17 protein-coding genes are annotated in these 17,397 nt (G+C 63.9%); 3 read left to right on the forward strand and 14 right to left on the reverse strand.

The window, feature by feature from the left end; all coding sequences use genetic code 11:
* Positions 1 to 521: tyrosine-type recombinase/integrase (locus DH08_RS24365; RefSeq protein ID WP_192181717.1), on the forward strand; the 521-nt coding region annotated here is incomplete at its 5' end.
* A 74-nt stretch (positions 522 to 595) separates the two neighbouring features.
* Entirely contained in the window at positions 596 to 1,663 is a 1,068-nt protein-coding gene (locus DH08_RS24370) for a TraB/GumN family protein (RefSeq protein ID WP_192181718.1), read from the forward strand.
* A 94-nt stretch (positions 1,664 to 1,757) separates the two neighbouring features.
* Here the strand turns inward: DH08_RS24370 and DH08_RS24375 are convergent, their stop codons facing one another.
* From DH08_RS24375 to mdh, 11 genes are all read right to left on the reverse strand, one after another.
* Entirely contained in the window at positions 1,758 to 2,045 is a 288-nt protein-coding gene (locus DH08_RS24375) for a hypothetical protein (protein ID WP_210328865.1), read from the reverse strand.
* A 609-nt stretch (positions 2,046 to 2,654) separates the two neighbouring features.
* Positions 2,655 to 4,058, reverse strand: coding sequence for a dihydrolipoyl dehydrogenase (gene lpdA, locus DH08_RS24380; RefSeq protein ID WP_192181720.1), 1,404 nt, complete (start codon positions 4,056 to 4,058; stop codon positions 2,655 to 2,657).
* A 25-nt stretch (positions 4,059 to 4,083) separates the two neighbouring features.
* Complete coding sequence (locus DH08_RS24385) at positions 4,084 to 4,839, reverse strand: SDR family oxidoreductase (protein WP_192181721.1); 756 nt, start codon at positions 4,837 to 4,839, stop codon at positions 4,084 to 4,086.
* Complete coding sequence (locus DH08_RS24390) at positions 4,836 to 5,345, reverse strand: hypothetical protein (RefSeq protein WP_192181722.1); 510 nt, start codon at positions 5,343 to 5,345, stop codon at positions 4,836 to 4,838. Before DH08_RS24390 ends, DH08_RS24385 begins: the two co-directional genes overlap by 4 nt.
* Before the next feature lie 9 nt (positions 5,346 to 5,354).
* Positions 5,355 to 6,098, reverse strand: coding sequence for a DUF4241 domain-containing protein (locus tag DH08_RS24395; RefSeq protein WP_192181723.1), 744 nt, complete (start codon positions 6,096 to 6,098; stop codon positions 5,355 to 5,357).
* A gap of 14 nt (positions 6,099 to 6,112) precedes the next feature.
* Complete coding sequence (odhB, locus tag DH08_RS24400; RefSeq protein ID WP_192181724.1) at positions 6,113 to 7,387, reverse strand: 2-oxoglutarate dehydrogenase complex dihydrolipoyllysine-residue succinyltransferase; 1,275 nt, start codon at positions 7,385 to 7,387, stop codon at positions 6,113 to 6,115.
* A 32-nt stretch (positions 7,388 to 7,419) separates the two neighbouring features.
* Positions 7,420 to 10,407 (reverse strand): 2-oxoglutarate dehydrogenase E1 component, encoded by a 2,988-nt coding sequence (locus DH08_RS24405; protein WP_192181725.1) that lies wholly within the window; start codon positions 10,405 to 10,407, stop codon positions 7,420 to 7,422.
* A gap of 148 nt (positions 10,408 to 10,555) precedes the next feature.
* Positions 10,556 to 11,458 carry a succinate--CoA ligase subunit alpha gene (gene sucD, locus DH08_RS24410; RefSeq protein WP_192181726.1) on the reverse strand — a complete coding sequence of 301 codons (903 nt, stop codon included), beginning with the start codon at positions 11,456 to 11,458 and terminating at the stop codon, positions 10,556 to 10,558.
* A 50-nt stretch (positions 11,459 to 11,508) separates the two neighbouring features.
* Positions 11,509 to 11,880 carry a cupin domain-containing protein gene (locus tag DH08_RS36615; protein WP_192181727.1) on the reverse strand — a complete coding sequence of 124 codons (372 nt, stop codon included), beginning with the start codon at positions 11,878 to 11,880 and terminating at the stop codon, positions 11,509 to 11,511.
* Positions 11,881 to 11,884: 4 nt separating this feature from the next.
* Positions 11,885 to 13,078 (reverse strand): ADP-forming succinate--CoA ligase subunit beta, encoded by a 1,194-nt coding sequence (gene sucC, locus DH08_RS24420; protein ID WP_192181728.1) that lies wholly within the window; start codon positions 13,076 to 13,078, stop codon positions 11,885 to 11,887.
* A gap of 32 nt (positions 13,079 to 13,110) precedes the next feature.
* Positions 13,111 to 14,079 (reverse strand): malate dehydrogenase, encoded by a 969-nt coding sequence (gene mdh / locus DH08_RS24425; RefSeq protein ID WP_006202659.1) that lies wholly within the window; start codon positions 14,077 to 14,079, stop codon positions 13,111 to 13,113.
* A gap of 215 nt (positions 14,080 to 14,294) precedes the next feature.
* Here mdh and DH08_RS24430 point away from each other — a divergent pair, with 215 nt between their 5' ends.
* On the forward strand, positions 14,295 to 14,723 hold the full coding sequence (locus DH08_RS24430; protein WP_192181729.1) for a GNAT family N-acetyltransferase: 429 nt from the start codon (positions 14,295 to 14,297) through the stop codon (positions 14,721 to 14,723).
* Positions 14,724 to 14,812: 89 nt separating this feature from the next.
* Here DH08_RS24430 and zapE read toward each other — a convergent pair whose 3' ends face one another.
* From zapE to DH08_RS24445, 3 genes are all read right to left on the reverse strand, one after another.
* Positions 14,813 to 16,012: a cell division protein ZapE gene (gene zapE / locus DH08_RS24435; protein ID WP_192181730.1), complete on the reverse strand. Its 1,200-nt coding sequence runs from the start codon at positions 16,010 to 16,012 to the stop codon at positions 14,813 to 14,815.
* A gap of 88 nt (positions 16,013 to 16,100) precedes the next feature.
* Complete coding sequence (locus tag DH08_RS24440; RefSeq protein WP_192181731.1) at positions 16,101 to 16,640, reverse strand: protease inhibitor Inh/omp19 family protein; 540 nt, start codon at positions 16,638 to 16,640, stop codon at positions 16,101 to 16,103.
* 273 nt (positions 16,641 to 16,913) lie between these two features.
* Positions 16,914 to 17,357 (reverse strand): VOC family protein, encoded by a 444-nt coding sequence (locus DH08_RS24445; protein WP_192181732.1) that lies wholly within the window; start codon positions 17,355 to 17,357, stop codon positions 16,914 to 16,916.
* Positions 17,358 to 17,397: the final 40 nt, after the last annotated feature.

The raw sequence follows: 17,397 nt of genomic DNA on the forward strand, positions 1-17,397 counted from the left end.
GCCAGCTGGCGGAGGAGCCATGGATCGCCGCCCGCAACGCCGCTGTGCTGACGCTGCTCTATGGCTCGGGCCTGCGCATTTCCGAGGCGCTCGGCCTCAGCGGCGCCGACCTGTCGTCGGAGACCGACACCGTGCTGCGCATCACTGGCAAGGGCGGCAAGACGCGGCTGGTGCCGGTGCTGCCGGTGGCGCTCAGGGCAGTTGCCGAATACCGGCGGCTCTGCCCCTATCATATCGACCCGAAGGGCCTGCTGTTTCGCGGCGCCCGCGGCGGCCCGCTCAATCCGGCGATCGTCCAGCGCGAGATGGTAAAACTGCGCTCGGCGCTCAATTTGCCGGATACGGCGACACCGCACGCGCTGCGCCATTCCTTCGCCACGCATCTGCTCGGACGCGGCGGCGACCTCCGAACCATCCAGGAACTCCTAGGCCATGCAAGCCTGTCGACCACCCAGATCTACACCGGCGTCGACACCGCGAGGCTGCTCGAAATCTACGACTCCGCGCATCCGCGGGCGTGATCGCCTTGGATCTCAGAACTATTTTACCACGCCGGTTAACCGTTTTGCCGCTTTTTTCCCTTAAGACGCAGGCCATGAAACGTGTCATCGCCATCGCTGACCGCGCGGCCTCTGTGTCGCTCAAGCTGCTTGTTGCGCTCAACGTCCTGTTTTTCCTGTCTTTCCTGATCGTCGCGCTGCTTGCCGCCGGCAGGGCGCATGCACAGACGCCAGCCTGCAGCGGCGCCGACATGCTGTCGGCCTTGCAGAAGGACAACCCGGACACCTACCGCAAGATCGAGACGGAGGCGGCCGCGACCCCGAACGGCAAGGGACTGTTGTGGAAACTGGAAAAGGCCGGCGAGAAGCCATCCTGGCTGTTCGGCACCATGCATATGACCGACCCGCGCGTCACCACGCTGCCGCCCGCCGCGCAAACGGCCTATGACGCCGCAGACACCATCATTATCGAGACCACGGAAGTGCTCGACAAGCAGAAGATGATGGCGGCGATGCTCAACGAGCCGGACCTGATGATGTTCACCGACAACACGACGCTGTCGTCGCTGCTGTCGCCCGACGATGCCGCGGTGGTGAACAAGGCACTCGACGCACGCGGCATTCCGCCGGGCAGCGTGTCCAAGATGAAGCCGTGGCTGTTGTCGGCCATGGTGGCGCTCCCGGTCTGCGAGGTCGCCCGCCAGGCCGGCGGCACGCCGGTGCTCGACGTCAAGCTCGCGCAGGATGCCATGGCTTCAGGCAAGACCGTCGAAGGTCTGGAAACGGTCGCCGGCCAGCTGCGCGCCATGGCCTCGCTGCCGCTCACCTTTCACATGAAGGGGCTGGTCGACACACTCAAGCTCGGCGACAGGATAAACGACGTCAACGAAACCATGATCGTGCTCTACTTGAACGGCGACACCGGCATGTTCTGGCCGCTGTTCCGCGCGATCCTGCCAGGCGATGGCGACGACGCGGCGGGCTACGCGGCCTTCGATCAAACCATGATCACCAGCCGCAACCAGGTGATGGCTGACCATGCCGGACCGATCCTCGCTCGCGGCAACGCCTTCATGGCGGTCGGCGCCATGCACCTTCCGGGCGCGCAAGGCCTGGTCGAGGATTTTCGCAAGGCGGGTTACACCGTCACCGCCGTGCGCTGATCTGCACGGTCGGGTTGCACGTCGAATCACGCGAGTCCCCGTCCTTGTCGGGATTCGCCCTGATTCGCAGATCGATGGCGGACGCGTCCTGTTTTCAGCGAAAAAGGCCAAAGCGGTTGGCTTCCGCTCGCTCGCGGCCAAATTTGCGGGGGAAATACATGCCAACCAGCGATTCCGGGTTAAAATTGCCCTGCTTTCGGCATTTTCCAAGCGTAGTATGAAACCCGTTCAACGGTTGCGCGTTGATGGGTGTTGATTGATACTTTTCATCCTCGGAGGACACTTTTATGGCGAACCCAAACGACCCCTTCACCTCTCCTGGCCCTGCGCCCAAATCGGGTGGCGGCGGTAGCGGCTGGCTGATTGCCCTGGTTGTCATCATCCTGGCCATCGTCGCCTACTATGTTTTCGGAAGAAGCGGCGAACACCCCTCGGCGCCCGCCGAACCGCCGGCCGCCAGCACACCGGCGCCTGCGCCCGCACCGGCTGAGCCGATGAAGCCCGCCGAACCGGCTCCCGCACCTGCGCCAGAACCCGCGCCGGCTCCCGCACCAGCCCCGGCGCCTGCTCCAGAACCAGCGCCCGCACCGGCTCCTGCACCAGCCCCGGCGCCCGCACCGGCCAACTGATCAGGCCCCTGAATTCAACGACGAACGGCCCGCCGAAAGGCGGGCCGTTTTGTTTTGGGGGCGATGACCCTTGACCGTACGCCCGTGTAGCGACCGCAGTGTGGCTATTGTCGAAGTCGGCGCTGCCCCTCATCGCCCTCCCGGGCACTTCTCCCCGTATAGTGACGGGGAGAAGGACGCTGGCCGCAACCTCGGTACCCTTTCTGCCACGCAGGTGATGGGCGAAATCGTGGACGAAAGCTCTCTCTCTCCCCGTCACTATACGGGGAGAGGATGCCGGCAGGCAGGTGAGGGGCAGAGCGCGGACGCTGAAAGCTTCTTCTTGCGTCACAGGGGCCCTTAGGCCGGACGGGTTGCGTTCCCTAGATATGGATCGGCTTGAAGAACGTGGCCAGCGCCGCTTCCTTCACCGCTTCCGACATCGTCGGGTGCGCATGGCAGGTGCGGGCAAGATCTTCCGACGAGCCGCCGAATTCCATCAGCACCGCCGCCTCGTGGATCATCTCGCCGGCGCCGAAGCCGACGATGTGGACGCCGAGCACGCGGTCGCTCGCCTTGTCGGCGAGGATCTTGACGAAGCCGTCGGTGTGCAGCATGGCGCGCGCCCGGCCGTTGGCCGTGAACGGGAATTTGCCGGCCTTGTAGTCGATGCCGGCCTTCTTCAACTCCTCCTCGGTCTTGCCGACCGAGGCGATTTCCGGGCTGGTGTAGACGACGCTCGGGATCACGTTATAATTCACGTGGCCGGCCTGGCCGGCAATCGACTCTGCCACCGCCACGCCCTCGTCCTCAGCCTTGTGCGCCAGCATCGGCCCGGCGATGACGTCGCCGATGGCGTAGATGCCGGGCACATTGGTCCTGAGATGGCCATCGGTCTTGACCCGGCCGCGCTCGTCGACCTCGACGCCGGCTTCCTTCAACCCGAGACTGTCGGAATAGGCGCTGCGCCCGGTCGAGATCAGCACCGCATCGGCCTCGATCGTCTCGGCGGCACCGCCCTTCACCGGTTCGAAAGTGACGGTCGCACCCTTCTTGGCCTTGGCGACGCCGGTGACCTTGGCGCCGAGCTTGAACTCGAAACCTTGCTTGGAAAGCATGCGGTGGAACTGCTTGGAGACCTCGCCGTCCATGCCGCCCAAAATGGTGTCGAGGAATTCGACGACGGTGACCTTGGCGCCAAGCCGTGCCCAGACCGAGCCGAGTTCCAGCCCGATGACGCCGCCGCCGACCACCACCAGATGGCCGGGCACCTTGGCCAGCGACAGCGCGCCGGTCGAGGACACGATGACCTTCTCGTCGAAGTCGACCTCGACGCCGGGAATGCCGGCGACGTCGGAACCGGTGGCGATGACGATGTTCTTGGTCTCGATCTCCTCGACCTTGCCGTCCTCGCCGGTCACCGACACCTTGCCCGCCCCAACCACCTTGCCGGTGCCGCGAAAACTATCGATCTTGTTCTTCTTGAACAGGAAGGCGACGCCGTTGACGTTGGCCGCCACCGTTGCGTCCTTGTGCGCCATCATCTTCTTCAGATTGAGCTTCGGCGTCACCTCGACGCCGAGCGTGTCGAAGGAATGGCCGGCCTCGGCGAACATCTCGGAGGCATGCAGCAGCGCCTTGGACGGGATGCATCCGATGTTCAGGCAGGTGCCGCCGAAAGTCGCGTTCTTCTCGACCACGGCCGTCTTCAGCCCGAGCTGTGCTGCCTTGATGGCGCAGACATAGCCGCCGGGTCCCGATCCGATGATAACGACGTCATAAGCCATGATGGTGTCCTTCTTGGTCCGGCCGTCAGCGGCCGCCGCTTACATTCAGGATCGCGCCCGTCGAATAGGACGCCGCGTCCGACAACAGATAGAGGATTGCGCGCGCGACTTCATCCGATGTGCCGGCCCTTTTCATCGGCAGCGTATCCTGGATGCGCGCCACGCGGTCGGGCTGGCCGCCGGAGGCATGGATTTCGGTGTCGATGATGCCCGGGCGCACCGCATTGACGCGGATGCCCTCGGTCGCCACCTCGCGGGCAAGCCCGAGCGTGAAGGTATCGATCGCGCCCTTGGATGCCGCGTAGTCGACATACTCACCCGCCGAGCCATGCGCTGAGGCGGCCGACGAGACGTTGACGATGGCGCCACCCTTGCCGCCGTGCAGCGTCGACATGCGCCTGACCGCCTCGCGCGCGCAGAGGAAGGAGCCGACGACGTTGATGCGCATCATGCGCTCGAGCCGCGCGCCGCTCATCTCGTCGAGGCGCGCCCTGACGTCGACGATGCCGGCATTGTTGACGAAGGCATCGAGCCGCCCCCAGGCACGGTCGACCGCCTCGAACATTGCCAGGACATCGGCCTCTTTGCCGACATCGCCTCTGACCGCGATCGCCTCGCCGCCGCCAGCCTCGATCTCGGCGACCAGCGCCTTGGCGGCGCTTTCATTGGCGGCATAGTTGATCGCGACGCGATAGCCGGCTTCGGCGCCGAGCCGGCAAACCGCGGCACCGATGCCGCGGCTGCCGCCGGTGACCAGCAGAACTTTTTGCGCCGCGCTCATTCCTGGCAGCCCTTCAGCAGAAACGCATCCCACGGCACCTTGGAAAAACCACTGGCGCCATAGGCCGCCGACATCTGCAGCGACGGCCCGAGGTCGGGAAAGATCAGCGTCTTCGGCGCATCCACGCCTTCGGCCGGCAGCAATGCAATGTTGCCCTTGTCATCGGCACTGTAGATGACGCCTTCCCAGACCGTGCAGGCGGCAAGCTCATCGCCGGTGACATCGCCTGTCGGGCATTTGTACATCAGCGAACCATGCGGCCGCGCCACCCCATCCGTCCACATGACGATGCCGTCCAGCACGACGCCCTTGTCGAGCACCATCTTGAAGCTGTTGGTGACGGTGGCCGAATCCATGGTCGGCCTGAAATCGATGCCGGCCTCGCTTTCGGCATCGCCATAGACGGCAAGCGCCAGCGGACAGGCGGCGAGAGCGGCGGAGTTCGCAAACAAAAGGGCCAGCAACCCAGCAACAGATCCGACGGCGGGTGACATGGCGCTTTGCATCACGGCGATCTACTTCTTCTCGCGGCCATCGGCGTTTTCCAGAACGCCAAAGTCGGTCGTGAGGAGCAGTGGTTGGCCGGCCGCGTCCAGTCCCCAGAACGATGGATAAAATCCGTCGCCCCAGCCACTCCAGAACATCGCGATGTTGACGGGGTTGCCGGCAACCGGGTGATGCATCACGAACCTGTCCTGGTTGGGTGCAAATTCGGCGGCCAGCACATCATCATAGTAATTTTCGTCGGCTTTGAGCTTGTCCTGCCGCGCGGACATCAGCACCATGGCCGTCTTGTCCATGAAGGAACCCAGGCCAGCGTCGACGGGATAACCGAATATCTCGTCATCCTTCAATGTCGAAACATCCTGACCAGGTACGGTGGCCAATTCCCACCGAACCGGCGTGCCTGCGCTGAAACGCAGCACCGCCACTGCCACACGTCCCTGTGCCTCCAGCAACGAAACCGGGTAGCGGCCTGGTTTGACCTTGCGGCTCAGGGCGGGCGTCTTGAGGTCGCTGACCAGAGGGTCGCAGGCGATGATCTCGCCCGTCGGCAATTCAAGCTCGCCGATCGCTGTGACCGCGATCTGTCGCTCCGCCAGCTCGGCATCGCTCAGCGCGAACACGCCAAGATTGCTGCTCGCCTTCGTCACGTCCCAGCCGGCGGCCAGCGCCATCGGCGGCAACGCGGAGAAAATGCCCAGCCAGACGAGACCACGTCGAAACAGTTGGCGCACGACATCCGGCCAGACACTCATGGCGCGCTCGGCCGTCACAAATCGAGCACCAGCCGTTCCGGATCCTCCAGGCTTTCCTTGACGCGGACGAGGAAGGTCACCGCTTCCTTGCCGTCGACGATGCGGTGATCGTAGCTCAGCGCCAGGTACATCATCGGCCTGATCACGATCTGGCCGCCGACCACGACCGGCCGGTCCTGGATCTTGTGCATGCCGAGAATGCCCGATTGCGGTGCGTTGAGGATCGGCGTCGACATCAACGACCCGTAAACGCCGCCGTTGGAAATCGTAAAGGTGCCGCCCTGCATATCCGCCACCGAGAGCTTGCCGTCGCGCGCGGCAATACCCAACCGGCCGATATCCTTTTCGATCTCGGCGATCGACATCTGGTCGGCGTCGCGCACGACCGGCACGACAAGGCCTTTTTCCGTACCGACGGCGACGCCGATATGGGCATAGTTCTTGAAGATGATGTCGGTGGCGTCAATCTCGGCATTGACCGAGGGGATCTCCTTCAAGGCGTGGGTGACGGCCTTGGTGAAGAAACCCATGAAGCCCAGCTTCACGCCGTGCTTCTTCTCGAACACGTCCTTGTATTTGGTCCGCAGCGCCATCACCGCGCTCATGTCCACCTCGTTGAAGGTGGTGAGCATGGCGGCGGTCGACTGCGCTTCCTTGAGCCGGCGCGCGATGGTCTGGCGCAGCTTGGTCATGCGCACGCGCTCTTCGCGCGACGCGTCGTCGGCGGTTGACGGCGCCCGCACGGCAACCGGTGCCGCCTTCGGCGTCTCGGCCGGCTGCGACGGCGTGCCCTTGGCGATGGCATCAAGCACGTCGCCCTTCAGCACCTGGCCGCGCTTGCCGGAGCCGGAAACCTGGTCGACCGCGAGATTGGCCTCGGCGATCAGCTTCGCCGCGGCCGGCGCCGGCGGCATGCTGCGTGTCTCGATCGCACCGGCGTCGCCGGCGATCTTGGCGGTCTCGGCCGCGGCCTGCTTGACGGTGGATGCAGCGTTCGGTGACGAGGCCTGCGACACCGCTTCCGGCTTGGTTGCCGGGGCGGCGGCACCAGCTCCGGCCGAAATCGTCCCCAGAAGCGCGCCGACCTCGACCGTCTCGCCTTCCTTGACGGCGATCTCCGTGAGTGTCCCCGCGCTTGCTGCCGGCACCTCCACCGTCACCTTGTCGGTTTCGAGCTCGACCAGCGGTTCATCGACGGCGATCGCGTCGCCAACCTTCTTGAACCATTTGCCGATGGTCGCTTCGGTGACGGATTCGCCGAGGGTGGGGACGCGGATTTCGGTAGCCATTGTGCCTGTCCGTTCTGTCTCTTGAAGGGGTTCTATTCGCCGAGCGCGTCGTCGAGCAAGGCGGCGAGCTGGCTGAGATGCTTCGACATCAGTCCGGTCGCCGGCGAAGCGGCAGCCGGCCGGCCGGTGTAGCGCACCCGCTGATGCTTGGCGTCGATATGCGCCAGCACCCATTCGAGATACGGGTCGATGAACGACCAGGCGCCCATGTTCTTGGGCTCCTCCTGGCACCACACCATTTCGGCGCCGCGGAAGCGCGACAGTTCGGTGATCAGCGCCTTGGCCGGGAACGGATAGAGCTGTTCGACGCGCAGCAGGTAGATGTCGTTGATGCCGCGCTTCTCGCGCTCCTCGTAAAGGTCGTAATAGACCTTGCCCGAGCACAGCACGACGCGGCGGATCTTGGAATCCTTGACCAGCTTGATCGCCTGGCCTGAAAGCAGCTGGGCATCGTCCCACAGCAGCCGGTGGAAGGAGCTTTCGCCGGAAATCTCCGGCAGCGTCGACACCGCCCGCTTGTGCCGCAGCAGCGACTTTGGCGTCATCAGGATCAGCGGCTTGCGGAAGTCGCGCTTCAGCTGCCGGCGCAGAATGTGGAAATAGTTAGCCGGCGTGGTGACGCTGGCCACCTGCATGTTGTCCTCGGCGCAAAGCTGCAGGAAGCGCTCGAGCCGGGCCGAGGAGTGCTCGGGACCCTGGCCTTCATAGCCATGCGGCAGCAGGCAGACGAGGCCCGACATTCTGAGCCACTTGCGTTCGCCCGACGAGATGAACTGGTCGAACACCACCTGGGCGCCGTTGGCGAAGTCGCCGAACTGCGCTTCCCACAAGGTCAGCGCCTTCGGCTCGGCCAGGCTGTAGCCGTATTCGAAGCCGAGCACCGCTTCTTCCGACAGCATCGAGTTGATGACTTCGTAGCCGGCCTGCGCCGCCGACAGATTGTTGAGCGGGATATAGCGGGTTTCGTCGCGCTGGTCGTAGAGCACGGAATGGCGCTGCGAAAAGGTGCCGCGCTCGGAATCCTGGCCGGACAGCCGGATCGGATTGCCGTCGAGCAGGATGGCGCCGAAGGCCAGTGCCTCTGCCGTCGACCAGTCGATGCCTTCGCCGGATTCGATCGCCTGGCGGCGGTTCTCGAGGAAGCGCAGGATCGTCTTGTGCGCCTCGAAATCCTTCGGCACCTCGGTCAGCTTCTTGCCGATTTCCTTCAGCGTCTTGACCGGCACGGCTGTCTTGCCGCGCCGCTGTTCGTCCTGGTTGTCGGCCGTGCGCAGGCCCGACCAGGCGCCGTCCAGCCAGTCGGCCTTGTTGGGCTTGTAGTGCTGGCCGACCTCCCATTCCGATTCCAGATGCGCCCGCCAGTCGGCCTTCATCTTGTCATACTCGGCCTGGGTGATGTGGCCTTCAGCGATCAGGCGATCGGCATAGATCTGTACCGTCGTCTTGTGGTTGCGGATGCTGCGATACATGATCGGCTGGGTGAAGGCCGGCTCGTCGCCCTCATTGTGGCCGAAGCGGCGATAGCAGAACATGTCCACCACGACCGGCTTGTGGAACTTCATGCGGAATTCGGTCGCCACCTTGGCGCCGTGGACCACGGCTTCCGGGTCGTCGCCATTGACGTGGAAGATCGGCGCCTCGATCATCTTGGCCACATCCGACGGATAGGGCGACGAGCGCGAGAAACGCGGATTGGTGGTGAAGCCGATCTGATTGTTGATGATGAAGTGCAGCGTGCCGGCGACGCGATGGCCGCGCAGGCCCGACAGGCCGAGGATCTCGGCGATCACGCCCTGGCCGGCGAAGGCGGCGTCGCCGTGCAGCAGCAGCGGCATCACCTTGGCGCGTTCCGACAGCGGCACGATCTCGCCGCGTTCGCGGCCGGCGAACTGGTCCTGCTTGGCGCGCGCCTTGCCCATCACCACCGGGTCGACGATTTCCAGATGCGAGGGATTGGCGGTCAGCGAGAGATGCACCTTGTTGCCGTCGAACTCGCGGTCCGACGAGGCGCCGAGATGGTACTTGACGTCGCCCGAACCCTCGACCTCGTCGGGAGCCGCCGAGCCGCCCTTGAATTCGTGGAAGATGGCGCGGTGCGGCTTGGCCATCACCTGGGAGAGCACGTTGAGACGGCCGCGATGCGCCATGCCGAGCACGACTTCCTTGAGGCCGAGCTGGCCGCCGCGCTTGAGGATCTGCTCCAGCGCCGGGATTAGCGACTCGCCGCCGTCGAGACCAAAACGCTTGGTGCCCTTGTACTTGACGTCGATGAACTGCTCGAAGCCTTCCGCCTCGATCAGCTTCTGCAGGATCGCCTTCTTGCCGGGAGCGGTGAAGGTGATCTCCTTGTCGGCGCCTTCGATGCGCGCCTGGATCCAGGCCTTCTCCTCGGGGTCGGAAATGTGCATGAACTCGACGCCGAGCGTCGAGCAATAGGTGCGGGTGAGAATCTCCAGCATCTGCCGGATCGTGCCGAATTCGAGCCCGAGCACATTGTCGAGGAAGATCGGCCGGTCATAGTCGGCGGCGACGAAGCCGTAATTCTCCGGCGACAGCTCGTTATAGTCCTCGAGCGGCTTGGCGATGCCGAGCGGGTCGAGATTGGCGTGCAGATGGCCGCGCATGCGGTAGGCGCGGATCATCATGATGGCGCGCACCGAATCGCGCGTCGCCTGATGCACGTCGGCGTCGGACAGCGCCACGCCGTTGACGACCGCCTTCTCCTTGACCTTCTTTTCCAGGTGCTTTTCGACGATGCCCCAATTGCCGTCGAGCGCCGACACCAGTTCGCCATTGGCCTGCAGCGGCCAGGAGGGCCTGGCCCATGAGGCGCCCTTGGCGTTCTTGCGGACATCGCCGGCGTCATCCTGCAGCGCCGCGAAGAAGTCCTGCCATTCGGGATTGACCGATTCAGGATCGTCCTCATAGGCGGCATAGAGCGCGTCGATATAGTCGGCATTGCCGCCATAAAGGAAAGAGGTGAGCGAAAATTGGTCGTTGGCCTGATCTTGTCGTGCCATTTTTGTCTGCGGAGCCCGGCTCCGTCTCCTTGTCAGAGTGAATGGTGAATAGTGAGTAGTGAATAGTCGGTAGTAAGTTGGGGAATTCCCCGCTTCGCGCCGCTACTCACCCACTCTTTCCATTCACTATTCACTATTCACTACTCACTTAACCTTTGATCGCCTCGACCAAGGTCGTGCCCAGCCGTGCCGGCGACGGCGAAACTTTTATCCCGGCCGATTCCATTGCCGCGATCTTGTCTTCCGCGCCGCCCTTGCCGCCGGAGATGACCGCGCCCGCATGGCCCATCGTGCGGCCGGCCGGCGCCGTGCGCCCGGCGATGAAGCCGGCCATCGGCTTGCTGCGGCCACGCTTGGCTTCGTCCTTGAGGAACTGTGCTGCGTCCTCCTCGGCCGAACCGCCGATCTCGCCGATCATGATGATCGACTTCGTTTCGTCGTCGGCAAGGAACATCTCCAGCACGTCGATAAACTCGGTGCCTTTGACCGGATCGCCGCCAATGCCGACGGCGGTGGTCTGGCCGAGGCCGACATTGGTAGTCTGGAATACTGCCTCATAGGTAAGCGTTCCCGAGCGGGAAACAACGCCGACCGAGCCCTTGCGGAAGATGTTGCCGGGCATAATGCCGATCTTGCATTCGTCGGGGGTGAGCACGCCCGGGCAGTTCGGTCCGATTAGTCGCGAGGTCGAGCGGTCGAGCCGCGCCTTGACCTTGACCATGTCCATCACCGGTATGCCTTCGGTGATGCAGACGATCAGCGGGATCTCGGCCTCGATCGCTTCGATGATCGCCTCGGCGGCACCCGCCGGCGGCACATAGACCACCGAGGCGTTGGCGCCGGTCTTTTCCTTGCCTTCGGCGACGGTGGCGAAGATCGGCAGGCTCTCGCCCGTCGCGCCGGTCCAGGTCTCGCCGCCCTTCTTGGGGTGGATGCCACCGACCATCTTGGTGCCGTGATAAGCGAGCGCCTGTTCGGTATGGAACGTGCCGGTCTTGCCGGTCAGGCCCTGCACCAGCACCTTGGTGTTCTTGTCGACGAGAATGGACATTGGAGCCCTTTTCTAAAAACCGTTGATCGAGGAAGGCTGCGCGGTCATGGTCAGAGCCGCTTGAGATCGGCGACGGTGAGGTCGCTCTTGGCATTGCCGGTGTTTAAAGTCGTCGCCGGCTCGAACATCAGCACGACAGGCTGCTCGGTGAGCGAGCGCGGCCGGTGTTCGACGCCGCGCGGCACGACGATGAAGTCGCCCTCGCCGAGCTCGACCGGCCCGTCGCGGAAATCGATCGCGATCCTGCCGCGCAGCACGAGGAAGGCTTCGTCCTCCTTGTCATGCGCGTGCCAGTCGAAGACGTCGCCGAACTTGGCGACCTTCGCCTGGCTGTCATTGACATCGCCGGCGATGTGCGGGTCGAACACCTTGGTGATCGTCCGGTCCGCTGCCTCGACGAGGTTTATCTTGCGCGGGGGCACAGGCTCAGCCCTTCACCGCCGCAACAATCTTCTTGGCCGCGTCGTCGAGGTCATCCGCCGAGACCACATTGAGGCCGCTTTCGTTGATGATCTTCTTGCCGAGCTCGGCATTGGTGCCTTCGAGCCGCACCACCAGCGGCACCTTCAGCCCGACTTCCTTGACCGCGGCGATCACGCCCTCGGCGATGACGTCGCACTTCATGATGCCGCCGAAGATGTTGATCAGAATGCCTTCGACCGCCGGATCCCTTGTGATGATCTTGAACGCCGCCGTGACCTTCTCCTTGGAAGCGCCGCCGCCGACATCGAGGAAGTTGGCCGGCTCCGCGCCATAGAGCTTGATGATGTCCATCGTCGCCATGGCGAGGCCTGCGCCGTTGACCATGCAACCGATATTGCCGTCGAGCGCGACATAGGCGAGGTCGTATTTCGACGCCTCGATCTCCTTCTCATCCTCTTCGGTGGTGTCGCGCAGCTCCATCACGTCGGGGTGACGGAACAGCGCGTTGTTGTCGAACGACACTTTCGCGTCGAGCACACGCAGCCGGCCGTTCTTCATGACGATCAGCGGGTTGACCTCGAGCAGGCTCATGTCCTTCTCGACGAAGACCTTGTAAAGCAGCGGGAACAGCGTGCCGGCGTCCTCGGCGGCCTGACCATCGAGCCCCAGTGCCTGCACCAGTATGTCGACGTCGATGCTCGTCACGCCGGCCAATGGGTCGATGGCGCGGGTGATGATCTTTTCCGGCGTGTCGTGGGCGACGCCCTCGATATCCATGCCGCCCTCGGTCGAGACGACGAAGGCGATGCGGCCGACCGATCGGTCGACCAGGATCGACAGATAGAGCTCGCGCTCGATGTCGGCGCCGTCCTCGATATAGAGCCGGTTGACCTGCTTGCCGGCCGGACCGGTCTGCTTGGTCACCAGCGTGTTGCCGAGCATCTCGTTGGTGTTGGCGACGACATCGGCCACCGACTTCGCCAGCCGCACGCCACCCTTGGCGTCGGGCGACAGCTCCTTGAACTTGCCCTTGCCGCGGCCGCCGGCATGGATCTGGCTCTTCACCACATAGAGCGGGCCGGGCAGCGCCTTGGCGGCGGCTTCCGCCTCGCTCGCCTTGAACACCGGCACGCCCTCGGCCACCGGCGCGCCAAAACTCTTCAGCAGCGCCTTGCCCTGATATTCATGGATGTTCATGGCTCAATATCTCCAGATCGATTGCCAGGGGATCACTTCGAGGCGAGGTGCGGGGCGATCTTGACGCAGGCCTCGGTGAGGCCCTGCACCGCCGCCACCGAGGAGTCGAACATCTTCTGCTCGGCCTTGGAGAGGTCGATCTCGATGATGCGCTCGACGCCGCCGGCGCCGATCACCACGGGAACGCCGACATAGGTGTTCTTGACGCCATACTGGCCCGAGAGATGCGCCGCACAGGGCAGCACGCGCTTCTTGTCCTTGAGATAGGCCTCGGCCATCGAGATCGCCGAAGCGGCCGGCGCGTAATAGGCCGAGCCGGTCTTCAAGAGGCCGACGATCTCGGCACCGCCGTCGCGGGTGCGCTGCACGATCTGGTCGAGCTTGTCCTTCGAGGTCCAGCCCATCTTGACGAGGTCGGGCAGCGGAATGCCGGCGACAGTCGAATAGCGGATCATCGGCACCATGGAATCGCCGTGGCCGCCGAGCACGAAGGCGGTGACATCCTCGACCGAGACCTTGAACTCCTCGGCAAGGAAATAGCGGAAACGTGAACTGTCGAGCACGCCGGCCATGCCGACGACATGGGTCTTGGGCAGGCCGGAAAACTTCTGCAGCGCCCAGACCATGGCGTCGAGCGGGTTGGTGATGCAGATGACGAACGCCTTCGGTGCGTATTTCTTGAGACCTGCGCCGACCTGTTCCATGACCTTGAGGTTGATGCCGAGAAGGTCGTCGCGGCTCATGCCCGGCTTGCGCGGCACGCCGGCGGTGACGATGCAGACATCGGCGCCCTCGATCCCGGCATAGTCATTGACGCCGGTCAGCCTGGAGTCGAAGCCGTCCACCGGCGACGATTGCGCGATATCCAGCCCCTTGCCCTGCGGAATGCCCTCGGCGATATCGAACAGCACCACATCGCCGAGATCCTTAAGGCCGATCATATGGGCGAGCGTGCCGCCGATCATGCCAGAGCCGATGAGCGCTATCTTGTTGCGTGCCATGTCAGGATGTTTTCCCTTGGTCTGTGACGGCGCCAAACGGCGTCGAGGAAGAGGCCGGAATGCTGCGGGGAACCGCGGATTTTCGCCGCACCAAATAGCCTCGGTGGAGATGAAATTCAAACGATTATTTTGGGCATAGGAATTTCAATCGGTTAGATGATTTGGGATTTACGTAAACGTCAAAGTTTGTGAGCCGACTTCAAGGAATTTACACAATGCCGATCGAAATCAGAAGGCTGGAAGCGGGCGATGACGCCCTTGTGATGCATGTCGCCGAAGACGTGTTCGACGAGCCGGTGCGGCCAGACAGGCTTGCCGCCTACCTCGCTTCGCCGGGTCATTTCATGATTGTGGCGCTGGCCGACGGCGTGGTCGTCGGCCAATGCGCCGCCGTCATCCATCGCCATCCCGACAAGGTGAGCGAACTCTACATCGACGAGATCGGCGTGACGCCGGCCTTCCAGCGCCAGGGCATCGCCCGAAAAATGCTCGACGCGATGTTTGTGATCGGCAGGGAGAATGGCTGCGAGGAAACGTGGGTCGGCACCGAGCCGCACAATGCTGCGGCGCGAGCGCTTTACGAGTCGCGCCGGGAGCCGCATGGGCCGGCGGAGGAGTTCGTCATGTATGTGTATGAGCTTTAGCGATTGGCCGAGGCCTCTTCACCTTCGTCATCCTAGGGTCTGCGCTCCGCTTTGCGTCGCTCCGCGCTAGGATGACGAAGGCATGGCGGCTACGCCTGCGCCTGCTGCGCTTCCGCCGGCGCCATCCTCGCCTTCAGCCGCTCCGCCCAATCCTCCAGCCAGTCGCGGCTCTGCATTTCGATCAGCCGCGAGGCCGTGCGCTCGAACTCGAAGACCTCGTTGCCGCGCTTGGCCGTGTAAAGCGCCTGTGGCGGCGCTTCGGCGCTGACTACCAGCCGCACGTGATGGTCGTAGAGCGTGTCGATCAAAAGGATGAAGCGCTTGGCCTCGTTGCGCTTGCCTTCGCCGAGCACCGGCACATGGTCGATGAAGAGGGTCGAGAAGCGGCCGGCGATGGCCAGATAGTCGCGCGCACCGAGCGGCTTTTCGCAGAGATCGGCGAAGGAGAAGCGCGCTGCTTCGCCTGCGGCGCGCGGCACCACGACCTGCCGACCCTTCACGGTCAGTGCCGTCTCTGATGTCGGCCGGCCATGCGTCATCGCTTCCCAGGCCTGGTCGAGCACGGCATCGGCTGCCGCATCCGCCGGCGTGACATAGACCGGCATGCGGCTGAGCTTTTCGAGCCGGTAGTCCTTGTCGGCGTCGAGCGCAAGCACATCGGCATGCCGCCCCAATATGCCGACGAAGGGCAGGAAGAGCTGGCGGTTCAACCCGTCGCGGTAGAGGTCGTCAGGCGCGACATTGGAGGTGGCGACTAGCACCACGCCATTGGCGAACAGTGCCGAAAATAGCCGCGACAGGATCATCGCATCGGCGATATCGGTGACCGAGAACTCATCGAAGCACAGCACCCAAGCCTGCTCGGCCAGCGCGCGCGCCACCGGTGGGATCGGGTCGTCCTCCTTGACGTCGCCATTCTTGCGCGCCGCCCGGTGTTTCTGGATGCGGTCCTGCACATCGGCCATGAAGTCGTTGAAATGCACACGGCGCTTGCGCCGGACCGGCAAGAGATCGAAGAACATGTCCATCAGCATGGTCTTGCCACGGCCGACGCCGCCATGGATATAGAGGCCCTTGACCGCCGCGGGCGGCTGCTTGCGCGCGAACAGCCAGCCCAGCGCGCTCGACTTCTGCGCCAGCCGCTTGGCCGAGATCTCGTCGGTCAGCCGGTCGAGTGCCGCGGCGATGCGCTCCTGCGCCGGATCGCGCTCGATGGCGCCGGTCTCGACCAGATGGTCGTAGCGCTGCCTGACGGTCGCATGGGTCTGGAGGCCGTCACGCAGATGCATCGGTCACGTCGTTCTCGAGCAATTCCAGGAAAAGTGTGTAGCGGTTTTCCGTCCGGAATTGCGTAAAAACAAATAGGGGCGGATCGGCCTATCTTGTAAGCGAGATCGGCAGGCCGGTGGAAGTCTGGCCGTCGAATTTCTCGCCGCCCGAGGAATAGAGGCGCGCCAGCGTGCCGCCATTCTCATCGTAAAGCGTCAGCTGCTTGCCGGCGACGTTCCAGGACTTGATGCCGTCGATCGGCGCCGGGCAGTGCAGCGGGCCGGCGCGGTAGCCGGCGCCGAATTTGGTCTGTGGCGTCGCCACCTTGCAGCTCTGGCCCGACACGCTGGCGTTCCAGACGCCGGCGACGCTGGCAGCGGTCAGATCCGGTGCGCCGGCAGGCGCCGTGCCGTCCGCCGGCAGCGATGCGATCTGGCTGTTCGCCGGCGCGGTCGGGAACTGCGACGGGTCGGTGGTGCCGGGCGCGGCCGGCGGCGGCAGCTGGTTTCCCGTCACCGTTCCGGAGGGCGCCGGCGTCAGCGGCGCCGGCTGCTGGTCATCCATAGATGAGAATCGCGAGGTCGAACAGCCGCTTGCAACAAGCGCAGCAAGCGATACGGCCACCAGAGCGGTCTTCGAAAAAGTCATTCCAACCTCCGTCGGATCCGGCTTGGGGGACGCCGTCCGCGCAATCTCTCCCTCACCAAGCTGGAGAAGGTGGCAGAATTTCAACCCGATATGGTTAAAATAGGGTTTTCGGGAGAATTGTTGCAATTTTATCGCAACAGGCATGTGACCGCTCACGGGCCTTCTCGCGGCCCGCCCTGCGGATGCCTCGCTTTTTGGGCGTGAAAACCAGAGCTATTTGTTTTTGCGCAAATTCCGGACGGAAAACCACAACGCACTTTTCCTGGAATTGCTCTACGCAGGGAGCGGCGCGCTCGGCACGAAAACGTAGCCGTCCGGACCGACGATATGGCATTCGCGCAAGCCGTGCGGCTTGTCGATCGCCCCTGTGAGCACGATGTGGCCGAAGTCGCGCGCTTTGGCTTCAACCGCGTCCGGATCGGCGCCGTAGAGGCGAAGCTCGATGCCCGCGCCGCGCGTCTCCACCCCAGCGATGACGCCGGTCATCGGGTTGTCGAGATAGGAGTGGTCGGCATGCAGCATGAACACCGATCCCAGGAGTTCGATCGCGGCGAAATCCTCATCGGCATAGATGATCCGTGCGCCGAGCACGTCGCGGCAAAAAGCTTCCATGGCCGGCATGTCGGTGACCAGAAGATTGATGCCGATGCCGCGCGGCAGCGAGCGGCCGAAATCCTCGGCCTTCATCCACGGTGTTTTCGTCCGCTTCATAGCCATGGCCGTTCCTCCTCCCGCCCGCACCTTCACGATCCTAGCC

Origin of the sequence: Mesorhizobium amorphae, assembly GCF_014843845.1 — a bacterium.
Lineage (GTDB): Bacteria > Pseudomonadota > Alphaproteobacteria > Rhizobiales > Rhizobiaceae > Mesorhizobium > Mesorhizobium amorphae_A.